This is a genomic window from Rhodococcus sp. Chr-9 (genome assembly GCF_000801125.1).
Taxonomy (GTDB): domain Bacteria; phylum Actinomycetota; class Actinomycetes; order Mycobacteriales; family Mycobacteriaceae; genus Rhodococcus; species Rhodococcus pyridinivorans.
Map to the genome: position 1 here is coordinate 21,661 of NZ_JTIZ01000118.1, position 21,575 is coordinate 43,235.

Annotated in this window: 28 protein-coding genes; 5 read left to right on the forward strand and 23 right to left on the reverse strand. The window is 63.2% G+C overall.

The genetic code is table 11. The features are described from left to right. Window positions 1-139 precede the first annotated feature (139 nt). Window positions 140-631: a hypothetical protein gene (locus QR64_RS18025; RefSeq protein ID WP_039586589.1), complete on the forward strand. Its 492-nt coding sequence runs from the start codon at window positions 140-142 to the stop codon at window positions 629-631. A gap of 52 nt (window positions 632-683) precedes the next feature. On the opposite strand, the gene QR64_RS18030 is transcribed toward QR64_RS18025, so the two are convergent. Together QR64_RS18030 and QR64_RS18035 are read right to left on the reverse strand one after the other, a co-directional pair. Next, entirely contained in the window at window positions 684-1,319 is a 636-nt protein-coding gene (locus tag QR64_RS18030; protein WP_039586593.1) for a recombinase family protein, read from the reverse strand. Beyond that, window positions 1,316-1,768, reverse strand: coding sequence for a hypothetical protein (locus QR64_RS18035; RefSeq protein WP_039586595.1), 453 nt, complete (start codon window positions 1,766-1,768; stop codon window positions 1,316-1,318). Before QR64_RS18035 ends, QR64_RS18030 begins: the two co-directional genes overlap by 4 nt. A gap of 305 nt (window positions 1,769-2,073) precedes the next feature. Between QR64_RS18035 and QR64_RS18040 the strand changes: the two genes are divergently transcribed. Beyond that, window positions 2,074-2,574, forward strand: coding sequence for a HEPN domain-containing protein (locus tag QR64_RS18040; protein ID WP_039586596.1), 501 nt, complete (start codon window positions 2,074-2,076; stop codon window positions 2,572-2,574). A 27-nt stretch (window positions 2,575-2,601) separates the two neighbouring features. On the opposite strand, the gene QR64_RS18045 is transcribed toward QR64_RS18040, so the two are convergent. The 10 genes from QR64_RS18045 to QR64_RS18090 form a co-directional block, all read right to left on the reverse strand. Continuing rightward, complete coding sequence (locus QR64_RS18045) at window positions 2,602-3,570, reverse strand: Abi family protein (RefSeq protein ID WP_039586597.1); 969 nt, start codon at window positions 3,568-3,570, stop codon at window positions 2,602-2,604. A 187-nt stretch (window positions 3,571-3,757) separates the two neighbouring features. Next, entirely contained in the window at window positions 3,758-4,048 is a 291-nt protein-coding gene (locus tag QR64_RS18050; RefSeq protein WP_039586598.1) for a hypothetical protein, read from the reverse strand. A 453-nt stretch (window positions 4,049-4,501) separates the two neighbouring features. Then, window positions 4,502-6,988 carry a GIY-YIG nuclease family protein gene (locus tag QR64_RS18055; protein ID WP_052227356.1) on the reverse strand — a complete coding sequence of 829 codons (2,487 nt, stop codon included), beginning with the start codon at window positions 6,986-6,988 and terminating at the stop codon, window positions 4,502-4,504. 4 nt (window positions 6,989-6,992) lie between these two features. Continuing rightward, entirely contained in the window at window positions 6,993-8,585 is a 1,593-nt protein-coding gene (locus tag QR64_RS18060) for an Eco57I restriction-modification methylase domain-containing protein (RefSeq protein WP_039586600.1), read from the reverse strand. Then, on the reverse strand, window positions 8,582-9,223 hold the full coding sequence (locus QR64_RS18065) for a type III restriction endonuclease subunit M (RefSeq protein WP_235367222.1): 642 nt from the start codon (window positions 9,221-9,223) through the stop codon (window positions 8,582-8,584). The genes QR64_RS18060 and QR64_RS18065 overlap by 4 nt, the downstream gene beginning before the upstream one ends. A 130-nt stretch (window positions 9,224-9,353) precedes the next feature. Then, window positions 9,354-9,632, reverse strand: a complete 279-nt coding sequence (locus QR64_RS18070) for a hypothetical protein (protein ID WP_039586601.1) — start codon at window positions 9,630-9,632, stop codon at window positions 9,354-9,356. Beyond that, entirely contained in the window at window positions 9,629-9,901 is a 273-nt protein-coding gene (locus tag QR64_RS18075) for a hypothetical protein (protein WP_039586602.1), read from the reverse strand. The genes QR64_RS18070 and QR64_RS18075 overlap by 4 nt, the downstream gene beginning before the upstream one ends. Beyond that, window positions 9,891-10,481: an antirestriction protein ArdA gene (locus tag QR64_RS18080; RefSeq protein WP_052227357.1), complete on the reverse strand. Its 591-nt coding sequence runs from the start codon at window positions 10,479-10,481 to the stop codon at window positions 9,891-9,893. The genes QR64_RS18075 and QR64_RS18080 overlap by 11 nt, the downstream gene beginning before the upstream one ends. Continuing rightward, the gene (locus QR64_RS25245) at window positions 10,481-10,894 is read right to left on the reverse strand and encodes a hypothetical protein (protein ID WP_052227358.1); all 414 of its coding nucleotides are present in this window, start codon (window positions 10,892-10,894) and stop codon (window positions 10,481-10,483) included. The genes QR64_RS18080 and QR64_RS25245 overlap by 1 nt, the downstream gene beginning before the upstream one ends. An 83-nt stretch (window positions 10,895-10,977) precedes the next feature. Further along, a complete protein-coding gene (locus QR64_RS18090; protein WP_039586609.1) occupies window positions 10,978-11,808 on the reverse strand; it encodes a hypothetical protein in 831 nt (276 codons plus the stop codon). Between the two features lie 182 nt (window positions 11,809-11,990). Here QR64_RS18090 and QR64_RS18095 point away from each other — a divergent pair, with 182 nt between their 5' ends. Continuing rightward, window positions 11,991-13,028, forward strand: coding sequence for a tyrosine-type recombinase/integrase (locus QR64_RS18095; protein WP_039586610.1), 1,038 nt, complete (start codon window positions 11,991-11,993; stop codon window positions 13,026-13,028). 41 nt (window positions 13,029-13,069) lie between these two features. On the opposite strand, the gene QR64_RS26600 is transcribed toward QR64_RS18095, so the two are convergent. The 3 genes from QR64_RS26600 to QR64_RS18105 all read right to left on the reverse strand — a co-directional run bounded on the left by QR64_RS26600 (window position 13,070) and on the right by QR64_RS18105 (window position 15,591). Next, window positions 13,070-13,843, reverse strand: coding sequence for a hypothetical protein (locus QR64_RS26600; RefSeq protein ID WP_152640972.1), 774 nt, complete (start codon window positions 13,841-13,843; stop codon window positions 13,070-13,072). 144 nt (window positions 13,844-13,987) lie between these two features. After that, a complete protein-coding gene (locus QR64_RS18100; protein WP_039586611.1) occupies window positions 13,988-14,425 on the reverse strand; it encodes a hypothetical protein in 438 nt (145 codons plus the stop codon). After that, window positions 14,422-15,591 (reverse strand): ImmA/IrrE family metallo-endopeptidase, encoded by a 1,170-nt coding sequence (locus tag QR64_RS18105; protein ID WP_152640973.1) that lies wholly within the window; start codon window positions 15,589-15,591, stop codon window positions 14,422-14,424. Before QR64_RS18105 ends, QR64_RS18100 begins: the two co-directional genes overlap by 4 nt. Window positions 15,592-15,809: 218 nt before the next feature. Between QR64_RS18105 and QR64_RS25250 the strand changes: the two genes are divergently transcribed. Further along, window positions 15,810-16,709 carry a hypothetical protein gene (locus QR64_RS25250; protein ID WP_052227359.1) on the forward strand — a complete coding sequence of 300 codons (900 nt, stop codon included), beginning with the start codon at window positions 15,810-15,812 and terminating at the stop codon, window positions 16,707-16,709. 29 nt (window positions 16,710-16,738) lie between these two features. Here QR64_RS25250 and QR64_RS18115 read toward each other — a convergent pair whose 3' ends face one another. The 7 genes from QR64_RS18115 to QR64_RS18145 all read right to left on the reverse strand — a co-directional run bounded on the left by QR64_RS18115 (window position 16,739) and on the right by QR64_RS18145 (window position 20,604). Further along, entirely contained in the window at window positions 16,739-17,044 is a 306-nt protein-coding gene (locus QR64_RS18115) for a hypothetical protein (RefSeq protein ID WP_039586615.1), read from the reverse strand. Beyond that, the gene (locus QR64_RS18120) at window positions 17,041-17,256 is read right to left on the reverse strand and encodes a hypothetical protein (RefSeq protein ID WP_039586617.1); all 216 of its coding nucleotides are present in this window, start codon (window positions 17,254-17,256) and stop codon (window positions 17,041-17,043) included. The genes QR64_RS18115 and QR64_RS18120 overlap by 4 nt, the downstream gene beginning before the upstream one ends. Then, entirely contained in the window at window positions 17,253-17,447 is a 195-nt protein-coding gene (locus QR64_RS18125) for a hypothetical protein (protein WP_039586618.1), read from the reverse strand. The genes QR64_RS18120 and QR64_RS18125 overlap by 4 nt, the downstream gene beginning before the upstream one ends. Window positions 17,448-17,687: 240 nt before the next feature. Further along, window positions 17,688-18,260, reverse strand: a complete 573-nt coding sequence (locus tag QR64_RS18130; RefSeq protein ID WP_039586620.1) for a recombinase family protein — start codon at window positions 18,258-18,260, stop codon at window positions 17,688-17,690. Between the two features lie 276 nt (window positions 18,261-18,536). Beyond that, window positions 18,537-19,328 (reverse strand): 23S ribosomal RNA methyltransferase Erm, encoded by a 792-nt coding sequence (erm, locus tag QR64_RS18135; RefSeq protein ID WP_039586621.1) that lies wholly within the window; start codon window positions 19,326-19,328, stop codon window positions 18,537-18,539. Between the two features lie 281 nt (window positions 19,329-19,609). Then, a complete protein-coding gene (locus QR64_RS18140) occupies window positions 19,610-20,146 on the reverse strand; it encodes an aminoglycoside 6-adenylyltransferase (protein WP_052227360.1) in 537 nt (178 codons plus the stop codon). 95 nt (window positions 20,147-20,241) lie between these two features. Beyond that, window positions 20,242-20,604, reverse strand: a complete 363-nt coding sequence (locus QR64_RS18145) for an ArsR/SmtB family transcription factor (RefSeq protein ID WP_039586748.1) — start codon at window positions 20,602-20,604, stop codon at window positions 20,242-20,244. Window positions 20,605-20,708: 104 nt separating this feature from the next. On the opposite strand from QR64_RS18145, the gene QR64_RS18150 reads away from it, so the two are divergent. Then, a complete protein-coding gene (locus tag QR64_RS18150) occupies window positions 20,709-21,122 on the forward strand; it encodes a hypothetical protein (protein ID WP_235367223.1) in 414 nt (137 codons plus the stop codon). 87 nt (window positions 21,123-21,209) lie between these two features. Here QR64_RS18150 and QR64_RS18155 read toward each other — a convergent pair whose 3' ends face one another. Then, window positions 21,210-21,575: a hypothetical protein gene (locus tag QR64_RS18155; RefSeq protein WP_039586622.1), complete on the reverse strand. Its 366-nt coding sequence runs from the start codon at window positions 21,573-21,575 to the stop codon at window positions 21,210-21,212.

Here is a 21,575-nt window from a genome sequence, read left to right on the forward strand (position 1 = left end):
GGGCCTCCCACAAATGTCGGATAGGCTGGGCAGGCGCCTCCTGCTCGGTAACCCACGAGTCTTTGTGCGTGAGGCTCCGGCCCGCAACCCCCAACACATCGTCGGGAGCTACCCATACCGTCTAGAAGGAGAACGGCCGATGCGAATCACAGATGAGGCCAGCCAGGTGATCGAGCGTGTGCAGCAGCAGCGTGCCGGTACCGGTGAGCAGCTGGTCGTGCGATGGAACGACAGCCTCGGCTCACTGGAGCTGACGGTGCCAGCAACGGACGCGCCGGGTGCGTCGGCGGCCAGAGACTTGACGTTGAGGGAATTGAAGCACTTCGTAGATGAAGAGCGCGCCCGAGCACAGCGCGGCGAGGGCACGGCGGACTACTACGCCGAGGTGCACAGGCAGCTGGTGCCTGCGGCGACAAGGTTCGCGCGGCTCGAGCGGCCGCTGATGGGGCTGGTGGAGCTCGTCGAAGAACGTATGGAGCGACAGCGCCGTCGTGAACACCCGAACAGTGACATCGACGTCCTGGTGCGAAGGCTAGATGAGGAGGACGCGCGGCAAGAGTTCTACGAGGCAAGGCAAAAGGAGCGGCATGTGAGTGGCCGAGGACAAGAACCAGGAAAGGAACTGAAATGACGAGCACCGAGAAGTCGCAGAACCCGCTGCAACCGATCGTGCTCCTCGCTGTTCAGGGGTTTTTCGCCTGCGCAGCGTAGCGGTATACCGTCTGGCGGCTAACGTGGAACTCGCGGGCCAAGGATGCCACAGACTCGCCAGCGGCGACTCTACGCGCAACTTCGACGGTTTGGTTTGCGGTGAGTTTCGGTTTGCCTCCCTTGTAGACGCCCTTCGCTTTGGCGAGTGCGATACCTTCACGCTGGCGCTCGCGGATCATCTCGCGCTCCATCTCCGCAATGGCACCAAGCATTTGAAACAACAGCCGGTCGCGCCAGTCACCCGCGTCACCGGTAAAAGTCAGGTTCTCCTTCACGAAGCGGACACGGGCTCCGCCCTTGCAGTGGACGGCCTCGGCACCGACCTGCACCTCCCCTCCCTTTGTCAGAGCTTCGACGATGGCGTCAAGATCGCGAAGGTTTCGGCCCAGGCGATCCATGCTGTGTACGACGAGGGTCTCGCCTGGGCGGACGTATCGGAGTGCCTCGGCAAGCTTGGGACGATCGGTTGATTTGCCCGAGGCCTTGTCCGTGAAAACCTCATTGAAATCAATCGCACCCGAGGAGATGAGGTCTTCGAGCTGACGGTCTGCGTTCTGGTCCGCCGACGAGACCCTGCGGTAGCCGATGAGCCTCCCTGCTGAGGTCATCCCGTCAGCTCGGCAAGCTTTGCGGTCCTCTTGGAGGGTGGGAACTCGCCGAGCGTGAGGCCGGCGTTTTTGGCGAAGACGCGGCCGAGGTCAGAGGGATCGATCCGGTCTGAAAGACGCACCTCGAAGATTCCGTAGGTGGAGTCATCCTTGATACGGGTCGCGCGCTCCAGCCGCCACTGACGGTTAACTCGACGAAGCCGGACCCCAGTCACGCCGACCGTGTAGCCGTAGGACGCGCGCTTTGCGACCGCTCCCGAACGTGCAGCGTAGACGGTCGCTCCGGTCCGCAGCTTCTCGGGCAGCCCTTCAAGCAACTGGTCGGCCTTTTCCGCAAGCTTGCAGATGTCGTCAGCGTCGTAGATGCGGGCAGTGCAACGATGCTGGACTTCGTCCAGCAGAGCCTGCACGGCGTCTGTGTCGGTCACGGGAATCGAGTAGTTGGCCATAGTTCTTCCGTTCGAGTCGTCCGCATTGATCGCGGCACCGCGTATGTGTCACGTTAGACTCTAAGGCCCTGATGTGATGTTGTCAAACAAACCTCGACGAAGTCTGTTGTAACGGGAAACGGACACGCACCGTCTCGCACAGCAGAGTGCACCCCAATGTGACTGCTGTTGCTAGTGTTCTCGGTCATGGCACTGTCCCCGCTTGAAGCCGCCAAAGATGTGCTCGATCGTGCCGAAAACCTCCTCGCCGCCGCAGATGGCGTGGCGGATGCGCTCGTCGCCGAAGACACGCTCTCGCCGAAGGTGTGGCCGCACTGGACACCTACTTCCACTGGGCGATCGCCGACGCTCCGTTGGTGAACATGCCGTCCGCCCTCAGAAACTTGGAGATTCCCTTCGAGGATCTGATCGCACTCAGCGAGGCGATGGTCGCCAACCGTGAGAAGATTCGGCCCAAGGTACGCGCACGCCACGTTCTTGAACGAGTGATATTGACGAAGACCTTCCAGAGCAGTCGCAACGTGGAAACGGCGATGCAGATGCTGGGCGTACGAAAGGCTTTCTCGAAGATCAAAGAGCACATCACACCAGCGCAGTCGGTGTCGGAGATCAAGGACCGACTGGATCACATCGTCCGGCGCAGGAATCAGATCGTCCACGAAGGAGACCTGCAGCGTCAGTCGCGCCCACGTAGCATCAAGCGACAGAACGTCGACGGGGGCGAGTTCAAGGACGACATCGTGTGGCTGCGGTCGCTTGTGGATGCCGTCGATGAGGCGCTGAAAACAGCCTCACTGAAGAAGTAGGACCGCTGGCGAAGTTGGCGTCGAGGTTCAGAGGTTGGGGAATCCCATCTCGGCAACACTGCGGTGATGGCCGCCTGGAAACGAAGTATCCACGAGCTTGTCGATGGACTTGCGCCACTTGTTGCCAGGCTCGACGGACTCAAGCAAGTAGCTAATGACGCAGATCGTGCCGAACACTCGCTCGATCTGGTGCGCATCTGGACGCGTTGGGTCGAACGTCGCGACGACCTCGGAGAATACTGGCAGGTGGTGGATGCGCAGCGGCACACCAAGCGGGGTTAGTTGCCGATTCCACAACCGCCCGTGGTGAGCGCAGATGTTGCGGACGATCGTCAGGTGCTCGAGCCAGTTGACGAGTGGAGGACGACGGGCCCATGCCCGACGCGCCGACTGCGAGGCGTCGGGGGCGACGGTCACCTTGAACCACTGAGCGAGTTCCTTCTGGTCGTTGGCGATCATCCCGGCGTACAGCATGGATAGGTCTGAGAAGTCCAGCAGGTCAGTCAGCACCCAGATGGGGATGTCTCCGCCGTAGTACTTGTCGTGATGGTCGACGGTTTCGTCCCGTCCGCGGGCTCGATTGATCCGCCGCTGCGCGGTGCCCCACCATTTCGCATGGTCGAAGGTCGAGCGGAAGCGCGTTGGGTCGGTATGCGCGAGTGCCCCATGCTTGCCGATCAGGTATCCAATGCGGCTGCGGAACGCGACCTCGACTCGTTCTATACCGTGGAGCACCTGGGTCTTGAGTGCACGGTCGAAGTCGTAGAGATCGATCACCTCGGAGAAGTCCGTGCCGGGAAGGAATGTATCGAGCCGGCGGTAGGGGTCGCTTGGATCGGGTTCGCGGTATGGGTACCAGTAGCCGCTGAGTCGGTAGTAGCCGATCGTGGCGAGAGCGTGTTCCGCTTGGGCGTGATCGGGAATCTGCATTCCCCGGTCCGCGAGTTGCTGGATCTGGTCCTCAATCGACAGCCATGACTTGAGCGGGCGGGTCATGCCGAAACACCTTGCAAAAGACATCCGGCCCGCTCCCAGGAACACGTCCTGGTGCGGGCCGAACTATTGATCAAACAGTATCACGGGGGCCGGACAGGATGTCTCCTCGGACTGTCGGTCCAGCTAGCGGCGCCCCGGCTAGACGAACGCCTCGTGCTGAGCCACGAAACTCGCCGAAACCGGGCTCTTATCGACCCGGACGAGTAAAGCCGATACCGTGCTGGACCTCGCGCGCGGCGTCGCGGTGGTTCCATCGGTAGGCGTCGATCACGTCCTGCAGCTGGTGCTCTTGCCGATTCGGGTCGCGCGGGCGTGTGTCGTTCACGAGTGCGCGGTATCGCTCGGCGTCAAGTCGTGTCTGGGCGCGCCCAGCTTCCGATCGGGAGATGTTCTCGCTCAGGTCACGCGGGACGCCTTCGGCGACTTCAGTCAGTTTCTCGCCCTCGTAGACGAGATCGGCCCAGTACTGCTGGTTCACGACCAGAGACTCTACCCGAATCGACACTTGGGTGTGACGAACGCCATAACGTTGCTGGCCGTCTCAACCAAGGGAGATTCCGGGCCCCGCGTCGAAAAACAACTATGGTGCCGCGCATGTCGAATCACTTGCGCACGCGCGTCTTCACACATCGAGGGACGAACCGCCAACGGACTGGCCCAGATGGGCCAGCGCATCCCGGGAATCGAGATCAGGTCGCGGGGCGCCACGAACGAAAACGTGGCCGCAACGATTCGTGCGATGGCCGAGCCCGCTGACCTGATCGTGCTCGATGGACACGGCTCTGGGCGGCGACCGGTCTTCTGCAATGGAAGCAAGAAGGACAGCGCCTCGGCTTGGTTCGCTCCCGAGTCGCTCGGCGCTCCCCGGGTGATCATGAGCATGAACCCATCCTTGTTTCCAAGACCACAGAACTCCACCAGCCAGGGCGGATCAACCAGTCTCGACGGTGTCCCAGAGGCCAATCTGTTCGTTGGCATGACGCCATTCGCGCTCCTCAGGCGTCAGGGCGTAGTCGAGACTGGCCGATTCAAAGCGCTTGAACTGGTAGATCGCGTGGTTAAGATGCGCGGCGTTGAACAGTCCGATCTCGTTGAGAGCTCGGAAGTCATTGACAGTTAGCCCGGTCACCCGCTCGAACAAGTCGGAGTCGAGAGACTCGATAATGTCTTTGAGGGCTTCCTCGCGGAAGTCGGTGACGTACATGAACACCGGGATCTTGGCGAGGAACTTCTGCAGCTTCTCGCGGATCTCCTTTCGCTTGTTCGCCGTCTCTTTCTGCTGCTTCTTCTGATCGGCGTCGAGCTTGCCTCCCTGTTCACGCTTGGCCTTCTTCAAGTCCTTCGTATTGGTGATGACCTGCGCGGCGTTGTCGACCAGTGCCCGGAAGTCCTCAATGTTGCTGAGGGTCTCCATCAAGTCAGGGCGATCGAGCACGGCGGCCAGGGTGCGCTCATTGATGTCGACCAGCAGCGGCGAGTTCCATCGCCTGGCCAGAGCCGCAGCGCCGATGCCGGCCGTCGCCCAGTCCAGCACCGCATTGGCATCGAGCGCAGTCATGGCACCGCCGGTGAAGCCGAAGATCGGCAGGTAGTTGATCAGCTCGCCGATCGCCTCGGTCGGGGTGGACTCGCCGGTGGTGGCGAGTTTCGAGCCGTACTCGGCAACGAGGCTCAATGCGCGGTTGGGGTCGAAGTCGAAGACGTAACAGGTGGGCTTGTGGACGTCGAGGTTCCCCTCCGCGTCGCGGTGCGCCCACGGGGACTGAACGCGGAAGGCGGCTTGGAAGTAGGATTCCGGGCTCTTGAGTGAGCGAAGCATGAAGATGGCTCCCCACTCGCGCACAGTGACGCCGGTCATCAGCTTGCCGCAGGACAGGGTGATCGATCCGGGCCCGCCAGCAGTCTTGACCTCGGCTATCGCGGCCTCGACAGGTGGCAGTGCCGCAGCGCCCTGGCCGGCCTTGTTCCCAGCGGCGACGACAATCTCGAACTGTGTGAAGTACGGGTGGTCGCTGAGCATGTCGGCCATGGCGAAACACGATGCGACGCTGGGCAGGTACCAGACCGAGTGCTTGATTGCGGACTTGAACCGATGGGCTTCGTACGGGAACGGCGGCTTGTCCTGTACCTGCACCTGCAGCTTCATCTGCTCGCTGAGCTTTCCGCGGAGCATCTCCAGGAACTCGGCAACCTCATCGGGATGCTCAAAGCTGTAACCGCCGGGACCCTTCGTCGCTTTGAAGGTCTCATTGAGGCTGAATCCCGCGAACTCTCCGTCCTCGGCGTACTCGGCCGCGCCGGCACCCATGTCGTAGGTGTACATCTGCATCTGCGGCAGCGACAGGTAGGGGTTCGGGCCCGCGCCCGGTTCCCAGTGCTCCTTCTCGCGCTGTTCGTCGATGTAGGTCCAGTTGAAGATCGCGTCCTCGGTGAACTCACCCTCGGTGATGGCACGGAAAGGGGTGCCCGATAGGTACAAGTAGTGATCGGCGTGCACGGCCAGCTCTTCGTCGATCTCGTCGGCAGTGACCTGATCGTCGGGCTCCTCGGCCTCGGCAATGCTCTTGTCGACCGAGTCGTACAGTGCGCGCGCGGAGTCTCGCCAGGCGCCGAAGTGGTACTCGTCGAGCACGATGGCATCCCAGTCGACGAGGTGGATGACCTCATTGCGGGCCTTGATGTTGCCGTCGGCGTCGCGGCCGCCCAGGTCCTGCAGGGAGGCGAACCAAACCACGGGGCCTTCGTAGTCCGCGGCAGCGTCGCGCTCGTCGTCGGGAGTGTTCTTGTCGACGTACTGCCAACCGTCGAAGTCGACGTGACTGACTAGGTCGTCGTGCCAGGCGGTGGCCACGGCGGGCTTGAAGGTCAGCACCAGAACGCGCTGCCAGCCCATCTCCTTGGCCAGTTCGTAGGTGGCGAACGTCTTGCCGAACCGCATCTTGGCGTTCCACAGGAACTTGGGGGCCTGCGTGCCGGTGTGAGCCCGGAAGTAGGCGGCGGTCTGGTCGATCGCGGCCTGTTGTTCGGGTCGCGGCCGGAAGGTCTGTGTGCGCGTCGGCTGGTAGGCGGTGCCTGAGACCACGGTGGCGACTGCTGCCTTAACCTCGTCGAGGGTCGCCTCGAACCATTCGCCCCCGATGCGGTGGATTCCAGCGGCGACCAGAGCTGAATGGACGTCGTGGTCAGAGAACTCGGTCCCGTCGATGCGCACCGCGGGCTCATCGAGCAGGATTTGCACACCTTTGAGGCTCGGATAGGCAGTGCCCAGCTGCTGCTTGATGCGTGCGCGAGCGGTGCCCTTGGTGGTCTGACCGACCTTGATCAGGCCACGGCCAGTGGTCAAGGTCTCCCCATCCGGGCGCTCCCAGGGTTCATTGTCCTTGCCGATAACGGTGTAGGCGTAGATACGGTTGCTCACTCGTCTAGTCCTCGTCGTCAGCGTCAGCAGACTTGCCGGGCTTGTACTTGGAGCCGCCGGGTAGGTGGCTGGCCGGGATCGGCGAGTCGAGGGACCAGTTGACTCCTCTGGGTGCGATTGAGGATTCGACGTATCTGCGTTCGTCGTCGGTCAGATTGAAGTAGTCATAGAGCTGCCCGTCGGTCCACGGTCGCGTCATGTCGAGCATCGGTACGAATCGGAAGCGGTCTGAAGTGAGGTCCTGGGTCACTTTGCGCTGCAGCACGAGGAATCGGTAGAGCTTCGTTGCCATGTAGTTGGCGTAGTTGCGAGTTTCTTCCTCAGAATCGAACGACGCCGCGATCAGGTATGTCTGCGTGCACGCCGATCCCGGTGCGAGTGCGATCGGTTCGCCGAGAACGTACGAGATCTCTCGCCCGTGGCCGTCACCTGCCTTCGGGATGAGAACCTTCCAGCGGTCAACCCAATCGTGCAGCCGTTCTAGCTGGTCAGGTCGAACATAGCCGACCTTGTTGCCGTAGACGAGGGGGATGCCGCCCGAGAATGGTTCATCACTAGCGCCCCCGTAGTTCGTGCGGAAACCGAAAGGGACCTGCGGTGCGAATCGGGCCTCCACCGTGGGGAGAGATCGCGCACGGACCTTCTCGACGATCGATGCGGCGAGGTTGTCGCGCATGAGCACTCCGTCACCTGCGCGCAGATCTCGGGTCATGGTTGAGATGATCTTGCCGTTCACGCGGGTGGAGAATTCACAATCACCGTCGTGGTCACGGTCCCAGAGGAAGTAGCTGACGCCGCCTTTGATCTCAACGCCGGGAAAGCAGTCGAACAGCTTCGGGTTGTCGACGAGGTTCGAGAGGTGGCGGTCGGCGATCATCCGGGCCCGGAATTCATCCAGACCGAGCCCGCCGGTGAACCACCGCGACGGGGTGATCATCAAGACGTAACGGGGGTCCATTTCGATGGCCCGCTCGACGAACTTCTGATAGACTGGCATCGTGCGCGTGTTGCCGTCGCTATCAATCTGATAGGGCGGGTTGCCAACGATCACGTCGAACTTCATGTCAGCCAGCTCCTCGGTGGGGTAAGTGCCATGGATGAACGAATAGGCGTAGTTCTCGCGCATATCGCCGCGCTCAAGATCCCTTGGCCCATTGCATAGGCGGCATCTTCCATCGGCGTTGAAATCGTGCGTGGATGGGACATACGGAATGTTGCCGTCCGGGTCGTCAAACCGCACGACGCTGTAGGCGCTAGAGGCGTCGGCGGTGCAGTAGACGCTGCGCCGGGAGATAATGCCGGTCATCTCGGTGATCGCCGCGCCGTAGAGCATGTTGCGGAAAATGTGCTCTCGGCGAGCAAGGAAGTCGGGCTCCCAGGCTTCCAAGCCGTCGAGCAGTCGAGTGGCGATCTCACGTAGGAACACCCCCGACTTGCTGAACGGATTGAGCCACCGATAGTTCGGCTCGTGCCAGACATGCTCAGGCAACAGGTCGAGCATGGCGCTGGCCAACTTCGGCGAAGTCGGAACCTCGTCATTGGACAACTGCGCGAGGCAGTCGAGGATGTCGGGGACGTGCTGGTCGAATCGGCTCATGCGCCGATCCTCTTGACCTGGCCGATGACCGGCTCGGGATTGGCCAGCAGCAATGCGTAAGGCACCGGTGTTGTGTCGAGCTTCGGCACAGCGAACAGGTCGAGCTGATCCTCTTCGGCCGCGACAGTCGACCATTCACGAGTGAATGTGCCGTTGCGGCCGGCACGGTAGTCAACCCACTCGATCGAGTCGAGGTCGGTGAGGGTGTCGGCCTGCACGATGTTGGTCGCCAAGATCGCCTCGACCGCACCGGCGAAGCCGGGGGTGGTCTCGCGGGTGTTCAGATCGTTGTCCAGGTGCGCGATGATGACAGCGCGCAACCGTTGCTTGGACTCGGCGACGTTCTCGGCGTCGATGTCGATGGCATAGATCGACGCCAGCGCCCGAAGGATACGGTGCTCGTATTGCTGGCCGGTTTGATAACGCTCCCGAGTCACGAAAGCGAGCTTGCGGACCAAGATCTCTTCGAGGAAATTTCCGGAGCCGGCCGCGGGCTCGAAGAACTTGCGGTCGGTGTTACCTGGGTCCTCAGCACTGGGGAACATGGTCGGGACCAGATCGAGCATGGCGTTAACTTCGCGTGAGTGGGTGTACACCTCGGCGAGGTCTCGCACCCGCTGGCGCGTCTTGATCTGCATGTCTCTCACTATCTCAGACATCACCGACACAACTGTCCGTCACTGTGATCGTGGTGGTCGGCACAGGGCGAAGGCATCACAAATGACAGCGCCTGCCGCGCTGATCCTCGCAGCAGGCGCTGTGACACCCTCATCCCTCGGCGTATGCTGCTAGGCCGACGAGGGCCTTGTAGCCGACCGACGCAGCGGTGACGACGATCTCGTAGACACCGTGGACAGCCGAGTAATCGGGCCCCTCGCCGGTGAGGTCCATGAGCTGGTCCTGCGCCCAGTCGGCGAGCGAGTCGGGTTCGGCCATCACCGCGGCCATCGGCGCGTCGACGGTGACGACCTCGTCGCGCATGAACGCGCGGCCGAACACCGGGTACGAGTTCGTGATGTAGACGGTGATCGCGATCGGGCTGGTCATGACAGCTCCTCTCGGGGTTTGATGACGCGCAGGTCAATCTGGTCGGCGATGATCGTCGTGCGTATGAGCTCCTCATCTCGCCAGCAGAGGACGACGGAGCGTTCAGCAAGGCCGTGATCGCCGGGTTCGGACAGATCGACGCTGTGCAGCATGGTGATCCGCCCAGTTGGCTCAGTACCCAGGTCGCGAAGAACATCGCCATCGCGAAGGTCGTGGACCGCGACGATGGTGAAATCCGCGAGCTCAGGCTCGTGCGGTTCATAGGTCACGGAAGACGTAGACACCTCCGTTCGGTGCGTCCTCGACCGAGTAGTCGTACTTCAAGTCGCGGGTCCAACTCGCCCAGTCGAAGTAGGGCTGCAGCGATTGGGGAACGTCGGTCAACAGGCCGATGTCGTCGGCCAACTGTTCGGCGTACTCCCGAAACGTCGACCACTCGCCCACGTACCGCTCCTCGAAGTCGGACAGCACCGGGTAGTCGGTATCGCTCTCGGCAACGTAGCTGCCGTTGCGCACCCAGGCGCACAGGGCCGGCCACTGCTCGGGGCCGACCTCGTCGTAGATCTCGCCCCACTTCGCCGCGGTGGTCGGGTCCATCTCCACCTGGACTGGCCAGGTGCCGTCCAGGTCCATGACCCAGAGCTCGTCGTCGGGGTCGAACGGCACGCCGGTGCCCTTGTGTAGCTCGGCGACGGTGACCTCGCCGGCGTCGGTGGCGTCGAACCAGTCGCCGATGAGTCGGGGCACGCCGTCGTGCGAGCCGTTGTACGCGGCGAGGGAGCCGATCCAACACCGTGGCCGGTCGGGTTCAGTGATGGTCACGCTCGGCCGCAGCGGTGAGTTGGTCATCAGAAGTCCTCCTCGGTGTCGAGCCAGGGCAGGGCGCTCTCCAAGCCCTCGTAGTCGATCGACTCACCGGTCGTGAGCCGAAACTCCTCGCAGGCGGCCGCGAGCTGGCCGGGGTTGATCAGGTAGGTGAAGACGCGCTCGCCGGTGTCGTCGCGGTCGGTGAGCACGACCGAGCGTCCGTCGGCGACGTCGATGCCGATGCCGCGCAGGACGTCGCGGGCGCGCTGCTGCGGGCTCGGCGGCACCGGCTCGGCATCGGCCGCGCGGGTGAGCATGCCGGCCAGGGCCCTCGCAGTCGTGGGGTTCAGGTCAAGCACGTCGGCGTTGTCACTGCGGACGGAGATGACCGGAGCGGCGCCGGCGATCACGTCGTCGGTGCGGATCGGTGCGGACGACGCGGACGCGGGAGCCACTGCGCGTGGCGGGGTTCGTGGGTGTGGACATGAAAGGCCTCCTCGAATCGGATTCAAGGAGGTCATCAGTGGCGGCTGCGCGGCTACTCGTCGTCGCCCAACGGTTCCAGATGCGGTGTGATTGCGTCGTGAATGGGGATCATACCTGTCGGTACCGAGGCGAGGTCGGCTATCGCGCCGAGATCCGGAACGGTGCCGTCGGCGCTGGCGTACGCCTTCCCCTTGGTCTCCCAGTACGTCTCCGAAACGACAACGGCGTCGGTGAACGCTTCTTCCGGCAGCGACAGGAGCCCCTCGTCCACGAGATGCCGAATGTATTCGAGCGTACCCATTGCCACTACAGCGATCCTCGCAAAGACGCTGGTGGCGGCATGGTAACGATCACGACTCGAGGAACCGCCGAAGTTCTTGACATCACCGTGAATGCAGTCGCCGTACAGCCAGGCGTAGGCGAGATCGACATCAGTCATCGTCTCTACCTCAGCACCGTCGAGATTTCCTGAGACCAGGTTGAACGCTTGTCCAACTTTGCCGGGGTTGCGTGCGTCGCGTACAGTCACCTCGGCCCAGTCCGCTCGCATCTTGGCCAAGGCCACAGCGACCCGCGGGTGGCTGGTGTCGGTACAGGCCTCGAGCGACTGCATCACCTTCTTGTGAGCCAAGTCGTCGCGGGTCAGCGTCATTGGCCGCAGACGCGCAGCCATCGACTCGAATAAGACTTCCTCGGGCACCTCATGCTTCATGATCACGTCGCCGGTCTGCGGGAACACGACCATCTTGAACTTGCTCGAGGCAAGGTCCCGCATGCTCTCGCCGCCATCGGCAGCGATCAGGGGATGAGCAGCGATTCTGCGCAGCCGTCGCACGAAAGCAACGAGACGGGTCGTGTCGTCGAGCTCGGGATTGTCAGTCAAGTCTTCTCCACTGGTCGGTAGCGCCCATCTGGCCCGACCAACTGTAGGAGACGCCTCAGACAGATCCCGGACTCCATGGGCCGGTTACCAGCGCGGTTGAATCACGTATCGGTCCTCCAGCCTCTCACATCGTATAGCGCTAATGTATGTTATCGACAAATCATTCCCGGTACGCTGGGCGCATGGACATCGAGGTGTACGAGGGGTTGGACCGAGAGAGTCTGACGGCACCGGCGCATGTGCCGGCCGCGGTGGTGCGCGCGGCGGTCGACGACGCGCGCAGCCCGGTGCCGACGGGCGTGCACCGGTCAGTGGCGCTGGCGGTGGCGCGCGGGTCGGAGAAGACGGCGCGACTGCGATTGGAGCGGCTGGCCCGAGTGGTGATGTCGACCGGACAGGTCGACTCCCCCGTGGCGGTGTGGTCGACCGACTGGAGCACACTGCCAAGCGCGGCCTACGAAGCGCTCGACCGCTCGATCGGCGCGACGTGGGGTGCGCCGTCGACGCGCAATGCGATGCGCGACAGCGTGCGTGCGGTGGTGCGCGCCTGCCGCGACGCCGGATTGATGACGCATGATCGGGCGACGGTGGCGCTGAGCGCGCTGCGGCCGGAGAAGATTGGCCGCGACGAGGAGAAGCAGGCACGCGGACACCTGGGCCGCGAGGCGGTCAAGGCCGCGTTCGCGGCGATGGCCGCCGACGAGTCGCCCACTGCCCGGCGCGATGCCGCGCTGATCGCGCTGCTAGTCGGTGCCGGCCTGCGGCGCGAGGAAGCGGCGGCGCTGGACCTGGCGGACCTGGACAGTGGGCGCGAGACGCTGGTGGTGACGGGCAAGGGCGCGGTGGTCAGGTCGGTGCCGCTGGCGCCAGGCGTACGCCGGGCGATAGTCGCGTGGCTGGAGGTGCGCTGCGACGAACCCGGCCCCCTGCTGACGCCTATGAGCAAGACGGTGCCGCGGGTGGCCGAGACCGGTCGGCGGTTGTCGGTGAACGCCGTCGCGGCCGCGGTCAAGCGGCGGTTCGCCGGTGAGGACGCGACTGTGCGGCCGCACGATCTGCGAAGGACGTTCGTCGGAGACCTGCTGGACGCGGGTGCGGACCTGTCGTCGGTGTCGAAGATCGTCGGGCACACCTCACCGTCGACGACGGCCGGCTACGACCGGCGCGGGATCGAGGCCCGGCGCGCAGCGGTGGAGAAGCTGTCGGTGCCGTTCGTGTGAGCAGTCGACACCGACGCATAGCACTCGTTCGGCCAACCCGTTCAGGCTTTGATCTCTGCCCTTATGTCCGGACTCCACGTCAGCAAGTTGCCTGGCTGAGCACCGCACCAGTCGAGCTGTTGTCCGCGCAGTTCCGGCAGTTCGTCCCTCGTGATGAATACCCAACCACCGGATGTCTGTCGCCATTGACGATCGTCGAGCGTCCATGCGCCGAGGATGGTATGGGTTGACTTCTGCACCGCGATGAGGCGTTCGACGTCCCGTGGGAGAGTGCCATCGGGAAGTTGTTTACGCCGCCGACGCTGATCAGCGGCACTCAGGCCCCAAAACCTGGTGGCCCGCTTATGGAACACCTGTGCGCTCCTTCCTCCGTGTAGGACAGGCCGACGAGTGCTCCCACGTCCGATGGCATCGAATGAGAGTGTGACGAGAGCGGTGCGTTCGAGATCGTCGAATCTCACGACTCCATCCCGCCGATAGACCGCGACTCGAAGATGTTTGGATGAGCTGACCTTCGCGATGTTGGTTAGTGCGCTGAGATCATCCCGGTCGGATAACACCTCGGTTCCGGCGGCAGCCGCGGCACAGATCGCTGCAGACTCTGCCATTTCAGCTGATGGCCGGTCCGGAAACGGCGCGTCTGTAATGAACACCTCGGTGTCTGAGTGCGCCCGCAGGGTATCTACTGCGGGGTTGTGCGGCTGCCAAGCACGAGCCGGACTCGATCCTATGCCGACATAGACGCGGTTGAGCACGTCGTTTCGATAGATGTACAAGTACGTCTTCCCGCGCGACGGGCTGTGATTTGGCGCCATGCGCCGCACACTAGCTTCCAGGTCCGACAAGAGTCGGCCCCGATTACGCGAGGCTGCCCGGCGATTCCGTCACGGAGGCCTGGACTGCAGGCAATAACAGCCGGGTCTATCGAATAGCAGACCAACAGCGCGTTAGCGGCACCGTTAGGTAGCGTCGATCGCCGCAGCGAGCTCTTCGCTCGTCTCAACGATGAAGCCGAACTCCGTGGCTTTGTCCCGCACAGCCTTGTCGTGCGTCACGATCACAATGGTCTGCGGCAGCAGCGTGGCCGTCTCGTCGGCGTGCGCGTCGAGCGCGCAGGCAACGATGACGGGATCGGCGCGCCCCTTGTTGCCGTAGAGGTCGAGGAGCTCAGTGTCTTCGGACGGCACGGTCTTCATGACTTCAATCAGTCGCTCCAGTACTGAGACCGTCGTCTTGTACTCGACCTTGCGCAGCTGGTCGATGTCGGGGAAGCCGCTTGCCTCCTCCAGCACGTCGGTGGGGATGCGGCAGAAGTCTGCGAAGAACCGGCTGGACCGCTGGTCGCGAGTCAGTCTCGCCAGAGCGTTGTTGTCCACGAGGTAGATGCTGTTGCTCACCGGACAGCCTCCCGGAAGGCATCGAAGTCAGCGGGCGCGATCTTCTTGACGCAGACCACCCTGCTGAATTCGCCAGGAGAGATCCTCCCGGCGTCGAGTACGTCGAACATCCTCCTCGCCATCTCGCGTCCGACGTACTTGCGCATGGCGTTCTGAATGTAGGGGGTCCGGCCGCCGCTCTTCGCGCGGGAGGCGAACGCACGTCGGAGCTCGGCCAGGTACTCGCCGGCAGCGTCGGGTTCGACGAGGCGTAGCCGCATCGCCCGGATGGTCATCGCGCTTGGGGTGACCTTGAATCTCTCGGCCGCCGCCGTGATGTCGTCGAGCGTCTCCAGGTCGAGGCTGGCGACTTCGTCCCCAGGCATGAGCATTGCCGCGGCGATGTCATACTCGCGACCTGGTTCGGCGCCTTCGCTGTGCGCTCCGATCCGCACCGGCGCGAAGATCTTCCGCGCGACGAGCACCGTCAGCAGTGCGAGCGTGAAGATCTTGCGGCCGACGGGTTCTTCGGCGACTGGGTCGCCGGCCAAGAAGATGTACGGGATCTTGTTGTCCTTGAGCGTCAAGCCGCTGAACTCGGTTCTGAGCAGCTGCGGCATGGCGGTGCGCGAGCTCTGCGACACCAGCACTTGGTTCGCTTCAAGGCGAGCGATCATCAGGTCCAGCAAGGCTTCGCGGTTCCGCGCGCCGAGCATCTCGTCCCTGGACAGCCCGAGCGCGTCCCGGAGCACGAGGGCGTCGGCTTCAGGAGTGAGCCCGGGCCTGCGCAACAGGCCGACGATCTGGTTCTTCTTCAGGCCGGGGTCGAGTCGCTTGAGCGTCTCCTGCTTGCGCAGCAGATCCTTCACGATCAATCCGACCTCGTTCAGATCGACGTCTCCTCTGGAGTTGACAGAGAACGTCGTCTTGCTGGTCCCAGCGAGGAGCTTGTCAGTCTTCGCCTTGACCTGCGCTTCGACGAGTGGAAGCGGAGCGAAGAACAGTGGATAGGGGATCTCGGCGCGACCGGCGAGAAACTTCAAGTTGCTGAACGGAATCCGCCCGTTCTCGATCGCCCGGGAGTATCCGCGGTACATGTTCACGCTGGAGTTCTGGAACAACGTGCGGAACACGTCCAAACTTATCGGCACGCGATCGCGCCCCAAGCACACGTCGATGGTCTCCATGGCATTCCTCCACTCCGCCCCGCCGACTCCGGCGGACAGCTGACCACGACCATAGTGAGCAGGTACGACATATCGCGGCTTCTCCACGGGGCGCCTTGACCAGGCGGCGCCGCACGGAGCCGGCGGCACCGCGGCGTATGTCAGATGCTGCTGCCAGAATCAGGTTCGCGAACCGTGACGCGGCCGTATGAACCGATCCAGCACGAAGGAAACCACCCATGGCCTACCCAACTCTCGCGCTCCATCTTCTCGTCTCAGCGCCCGGTGATGTTCCTGGACCGGATCTGGCACTGATCCGTAAGACGATCAGCCAGTGGAATCTCAATTTCGGCCGCACCGTTGGTCTCACCGTCCTTCCTGTGTCCTGGACTGAGCATGCAGCGGCCGAGTTCGGCGAGCGACCGCAGGCGATCCTCAATGACCAGATCGTCGACGAGTCGGACATGGCCATCGCCGTATTCTGCGATCGCTTGGGCACGCCGACGGGTGAGGCCGAGTCTGGAACCGTCGAAGAGATCAAGAAGCTTGTCGCCGCGGGGAAATCCGTGGCGATTCTGGTGAGTTCCGCACCCCGAGCTCCGCTGAGCGGCGAACGCCTGTCGGAACGACAGAGGCTGGATGGCTACTTGGCCGAGGTCCGGGAGTCGGCGATCGTGCTCGACTACTCCGACGACGGCGCACTCGTCGGGCACATCAACAACTTTCTGAGTCGGGCAACGGGACGGTTCCAGCAGTCGGTCGAGTCGTCGAAGGTGAGTGAGAACGACGCCGAAACCCCTGATCCAGCCGAAGGAGTTTGGCCTAGAGCTGAAGTGCGTGAGAACGTCGAGACCGACAGCAGAGGGCGTGTCAAAACGAAACGGCGCTGGTCGCTGGTGCTCCACAACATGTCGAAGGGACCCGCGTCCGAGGTCGATTTCGAGTTCCAAGACTTGCCAGAACACGCGATGTTCCGTGTTGTACGGGATGAACAGCCACTTGGAACCATTCCGCCCGGACAAGAGATCCGGCTCCCTCTGCTATTGGCGATGGGGTCGCCGAACGCTGTCGACTGCCTCGTGACATGGGTCGATTCCACCGGCACACCGCGCGAGACGAGGGCGACAATCCGTACCTAACACCGCTGATCTGATGCGCAGATTCCGGCTCAACGCGTGCGCCACTCCGACGACGGCCTCGGACGGCGTGGCCGCCGGACTTCGCCGTCGATGGGCGGCGCTTTGCCGTCCCACGCTGCCACAGCGTCGCGGTCGATGTGTGCGCTGACCTTCTCGGCCAGCGCGGCCAGCCGGGCCTGGACCTCGGCTCGACAACGGTCCTGGTCGGCTTCGATGATGTCGGCGAGCCAGCGGTCAGGATCGCCGCCCGCGTCGTGGATCATGCGGTCGAGATGACGAGCGAGGCGTTCGTCAGGGAGTCGGAAGAAGACGTGCAGTGGGTCCTGCGCGGTCATGCGGGATCCTTTCCGGTGATGCGGGCCAGCCCGGCGGCGACGGCGTCGTCGAAGGACTGCTCACCGCGCATGGCCGCGGGGATCTCAGCGTCGGACGCGGCGCGGTCGGCCGGGTCGAGATAGTGGCCGGCCGCGGCCAGTGCGCCGTCGGCCTGGGCCAAGGCCAGGGCGATCTGGGCGTCGGTGGCCGGCGTGAAGCCGGGGTCGCTCATGGGGTGTCCTTGTCGTCGGTGAGGTCGCGCAGGGTGGCGTCGAGACGAGCGCGAACGTGGGGCGGAATGCCGTCGTCGACGGCCGCGACGATCAGTTCGGCCTGAGCCAGAGCGTTGATCGCGTTGCCGATGGGCTGGGTCGCACGGAACAGCGCGTCGATCTCGGCCTCGGTCATGTCCTCGTCTTCCACGCCCCCAGTACACCGCACCAACCGGCACCACGGCAGTCGAACCGTGGTCGGCCGGGAGCGCAGCGACCCGGCCTGCCACGGGCGCCTCCCGGCATCGCGCTCCGCGCCGATCGCAGACTACTGTTCTTTGCGGTGTCAATGCTGGTCAAGTGGATACGGTCTTTCGATTCGCCGGGACGCCGTCTCCTAACGGACCACCCGGATCTGGCTGGACTTGCTCGGGTTCGACGTCAATTGTGCTCATGGACCTCCGACACGCTGGACAGCACGGTAGACGGTGGCCCGACTGACACCGAAGTCCTCGGCCAGTTCGCCAACGGTGTGCTCGCCGGACCGGAAAAGCTCGACGAGACGGCGCTCCTGGCTGGGCGGCAGCTTCGGCCGCTTGCCGCGCAGGCGACCGCGGGCCTTGGCCACGGCCATGCCCTCGCGGGTCCGGGCCCGGATGAGGTCGGCCTCAAACTCGGCGACCATGGCCAACGCATTGAACAGCAGTCGGCCCGTCGGGTCCTCGGGGTCGTGCAGGCTCTCGCCGATGCGGAGTCGCACGCCGCGGTCGGTGAGGCCAGCCACGATGTCTCGGGCATCAGGGACACTGCGGGCCAGGCGGTCGAGCTTGGTTACCACCAGCTCATCGCCGGGGCGGCTGGCGGCGGCGAGCGCCTGCTGCAGCCCGGGCCGGTTTCGGTTGGTGCCGGTGTAGCCGAGGTCGGTGTAGATGTGCGCAGGCTCGACACCCAGGCGCTGCAGCGCGTCGATCTGCGCGGTGAGGTCCTGCTCGTCGGTCGAACAGCGCGCGTAGCCGATCTTCATGGCTCGATTGTACGTTAGAGGTACCTTTAATGCGACTATCAGCGGGCGGGTCTTATGAGACGGTGGAACCTGGGCGGTGTGAATATGAGCGCTATATGGCGTGGATTCTTGATCACTCTATGGCGTGCTGGTCTGATGGACCGGGAAGACATTGCTCTTCGTATGGCCAACGGTGCTGTCTTTAGAGTTTCCCTGGAACAGGATCTGGGAGGGATGGCACTTCTTCTGCTGCCGACATCAGACGCAGCGACCGATCACATCGCGATCAGCTCGCCTTTAGCGCCCCACGGCCTTAAACAGTGTGGCCCACTGCCCCGCGTCCAACTGTTTCGGCAGTGCGTTTGCCGGAACACCGGCCTCACGCAGGACCTCAGCACACCGTCGTTCACGCCGACGCCCCACGACCCGGGACACGATGTCGGCGATGCCTCGGCCCTTGCCGGTGAACACGGCATGGACGAACGACGCGTACCGCGCACGCTCCGACCAGTTGACGAGAGGCTCTTCCCGGCGACGCATCACCAGGACACCGGCGTCGACGGTGGGGCGGGGACGGAAATGTGTGGATGGTATTCGCCCGTGCTGTTCGAAGTCGAACCAGGGCCACCACTGGGCTGTCATCATCGTGGCACCACCGACGCCGGCGCGGCGACGCGCGACCTCCCACTGCACCAGGAAGACCGCGTGAGTCCACCCCGGTGAGTGAAGGACGTGCCGCAGGATCGCGGTGGTCAGGTGAAACGGCAGGTTCCCCACCAGGACGTGCGGGCCGTCCGGCAGCACAAAATCAAGGACGTCCTGCTCGTACAGGTGAACCTCCGGGCGCAGCCGCTCCTCCAGCCACCGGACGGAGGCCGGGTCGATCTCGATGGCGGTCAACGATCCACCGGTAGCCAGGACACGGTCCTGGAGGGGAAAGGTCAGCGCCCCGTGTCCCGGGCCGATCTCTATGACCGGGACGGACGCACTGACAGGGACAAGGTCAACGACCTTCTTAATCATTGACTTGTTGACAAGGTAGTTCTGGCCGTTCTCGTGACGGCCCTTGTTCGGCCTGTAGGTAGGCATAGAAAAGACACTCCGCAGCAGATATCGTGCTCCGGGCATGCCGAAACGGCCGCCCGGCTGGACAAGCTGAGCGGTGGGTGTCTCTACCTCCGTGGAACGTCCTCCGTTAGCGCACACACCCACCGGCGGCTCCGGAGCTCCGGAGCCGACCGAAGGTGGTGAAAATTGCATTCATTACGCCCATGGCGCGAATCATATCACAGCACGCGGATGCCTGACCTGCTTGTCCTGGTCATCCGAACTTTCATCTCGACTATGTGAGGGGCCCATACAGTGGTTGGTCATGCCCATGATGAAGCACTGAAGATGCGGAGGACCTCGGTCTCGATCCGTTCGAAAGGAAACGGCGCGAGTCCACCTTCACCCGCCACCTGATGGGAAAGACGGCTGAAGAATTCGATCCCTGCAGAGAGGGCATCTCGGTTATCAGCTCCATACGTCACAGTGCAGGTGTCAAGGACATGTTGAACACCGATGTCCATCCACGATCTCATCTGTGTCCCCAGGTATCTCACGTCACGGGAAGATCCGTATCGCAGGATATGATCCCACTCGATCATGCGAAGCAGTTCAACTTTGAAATCAGCGTCACGCATCATCACCGACCAGGGCTCATCACGCATGATTGCTTTGGCGGTCATCAACACTGCAGCACCCGCCCAATTGGCGGATTCGTCGAACACTGCCTGAGTGGGGCCTACCACCGTAGGAGCGCAGAGCGTGAAATCACCAGCTACCTCATCCTTATCCAGCAAGACGGTGAACGGGCGGTCGTACACCCCGCGCTCCTCATCGATACGAATCAGCGTGAAGTCCAACTTGCCACCGACATAGTAGATTCAGTCGGGTTGGTTGATCTTCGCCGTTTTCTAGTCGCTCGACCGCAAGGACATCGCCCAGGCTCGACCACCACTCATCCGAGTTTTCCAGTGGCCCTCTTTGCTGGACGTGGAGTGAGAGTCGCCAAGTGAGCGAGCCACTGCACCGGCGCCGCCAACTGCTCACAACACAGCTCGTAGATGTTGGACCGGCCCTCGGCCCGCACACTGATCAGCCGCGCTTCCCGCAAGGCTGCCACATGGTGACTCACCAGCGCCTGGCTCAACCCGGTGGCCTCCTGCAACTGCTTGTTCGAGCACGCCCCCGCCGCAAGCGTCAGCACGATCATCAGTCTGTTCTCGTCTGACAAAGGCTTCAACAACGGAGCAAGCATCCGCGCGTGATCCCGCGCCGACAGGTCCGTGCGCGGCATGGCAACATCCAGTGAAACTGTCATACCCACACTATAGACAAGCGCTTCTTTGTGTGACAAGTGGGCACTTGTCTAACGATCAACGTCCCTGGTCAGTACACCTAGTGGACTCCGGTTACACCTTCTTCATGAAGCAGCTCGCCGACCAGTGGGACGCTCGACACGAGACGCGGGACCCGCGCACGATCGCCACGTTCGGGTTCGCGCAACACAATCGCAGACCAGAGTTCCGCGACGTGGAGTATCCGTGGGTGCGCAACACTGTGACGTGTATCGACGATGATCCCGCCGACGACGTCGTGGTCGAACGGCTGCAGCACTACTTCCCTGACGGCGGGACCGTAGCGGTACACATCCGTGATGCCGGCCGGATGAAGTTCCTTAAGGTCGGGCGAGGAGCCGACGATGAGCGGGACTCGTTTGTGTTGGACGGCGAGACAGACGACGAGGGACCGCTGCAGGCGACGGGGTACACGTCGATGGGCATGATGGTCGACGCCGTCTACTGTGGCGACGATTGGATAGACGCCCACCTGCGTTGACACGAGCCCGTTCCCGGGGTAGCGGGGGTTGCCGCAGCGACGACAAAACCCCCGAAACGGGTGGCCGCTCCGGGGGTTTCACGTGGGTCAGCGCTTGGTCAGAGACACCTTCCCGCCATCGATGCCGTAGTAGTAGATGGTCCCGGCGTAGTGGCGGTTGCCCTTCTTGGTCAGGGTCATGCGTGTCCCGATCCGGTTGTCGAAGTAGGCGCCGTTGGGGGTTTTGATCAACGGGTAGTGGTACACGAGCGGGCCGTAGCGCACGGTGAGTGTGTTGCCTCGGACGACAGCGGGATTGTGGTTGACCTGTCCGAAGTAACCGGGACTGTGGAACCAGTAGGTGCCGCTCTGGACGCCGCCGGGGGCGGCCTGGGCGGGGGCGGCGGCGGTGCCGAAACCGAGGGCGGCCATCAGGCCGATGACCAGGGCTGCAAGGGTGGTACGAGCGTTCAT

Excerpts from the sequence above, each read along its gene's own strand:
- erm (WP_039586621.1), bottom strand. The coding sequence starts at position 19,328 with ATGCCTACCTACAGGCCGAACAAGGGCCGTCACGAGAACGGCCAGAAC.
- QR64_RS18155 (WP_039586622.1), bottom strand. The coding sequence starts at position 21,575 with ATGAACGCTCGTACCACCCTTGCAGCCCTGGTCATCGGCCTGATGGCC.
- QR64_RS18065 (WP_235367222.1), bottom strand. The coding sequence starts at position 9,223 with ATGCAGATCAAGACGCGCCAGCGGGTGCGAGACCTCGCCGAGGTGTAC.
- QR64_RS26600 (WP_152640972.1), bottom strand. The coding sequence starts at position 13,843 with ATGGCGCCAAATCACAGCCCGTCGCGCGGGAAGACGTACTTGTACATC.
- QR64_RS18035 (WP_039586595.1), bottom strand. The coding sequence starts at position 1,768 with ATGGCCAACTACTCGATTCCCGTGACCGACACAGACGCCGTGCAGGCT.
- QR64_RS18145 (WP_039586748.1), bottom strand. The coding sequence starts at position 20,604 with ATGACAGTTTCACTGGATGTTGCCATGCCGCGCACGGACCTGTCGGCG.
- QR64_RS18045 (WP_039586597.1), bottom strand. The coding sequence starts at position 3,570 with ATGACCCGCCCGCTCAAGTCATGGCTGTCGATTGAGGACCAGATCCAG.
- QR64_RS18105 (WP_152640973.1), bottom strand. The coding sequence starts at position 15,591 with ATGGAGACCATCGACGTGTGCTTGGGGCGCGATCGCGTGCCGATAAGT.
- QR64_RS18120 (WP_039586617.1), bottom strand. The coding sequence starts at position 17,256 with ATGAGCGACCCCGGCTTCACGCCGGCCACCGACGCCCAGATCGCCCTG.
- QR64_RS18095 (WP_039586610.1), top strand. The coding sequence starts at position 11,991 with ATGGACATCGAGGTGTACGAGGGGTTGGACCGAGAGAGTCTGACGGCA.
- QR64_RS18150 (WP_235367223.1), top strand. The coding sequence starts at position 20,709 with ATGAAGCAGCTCGCCGACCAGTGGGACGCTCGACACGAGACGCGGGAC.
- QR64_RS18030 (WP_039586593.1), bottom strand. The coding sequence starts at position 1,319 with ATGACCTCAGCAGGGAGGCTCATCGGCTACCGCAGGGTCTCGTCGGCG.
- QR64_RS18080 (WP_052227357.1), bottom strand. The coding sequence starts at position 10,481 with ATGACCAACTCACCGCTGCGGCCGAGCGTGACCATCACTGAACCCGAC.
- QR64_RS18025 (WP_039586589.1), top strand. The coding sequence starts at position 140 with ATGCGAATCACAGATGAGGCCAGCCAGGTGATCGAGCGTGTGCAGCAG.
- QR64_RS18060 (WP_039586600.1), bottom strand. The coding sequence starts at position 8,585 with ATGAGCCGATTCGACCAGCACGTCCCCGACATCCTCGACTGCCTCGCG.
- QR64_RS18070 (WP_039586601.1), bottom strand. The coding sequence starts at position 9,632 with ATGACCAGCCCGATCGCGATCACCGTCTACATCACGAACTCGTACCCG.
- QR64_RS25250 (WP_052227359.1), top strand. The coding sequence starts at position 15,810 with ATGGCCTACCCAACTCTCGCGCTCCATCTTCTCGTCTCAGCGCCCGGT.
- QR64_RS18115 (WP_039586615.1), bottom strand. The coding sequence starts at position 17,044 with ATGACCGCGCAGGACCCACTGCACGTCTTCTTCCGACTCCCTGACGAA.
- QR64_RS18130 (WP_039586620.1), bottom strand. The coding sequence starts at position 18,260 with ATGAAGATCGGCTACGCGCGCTGTTCGACCGACGAGCAGGACCTCACC.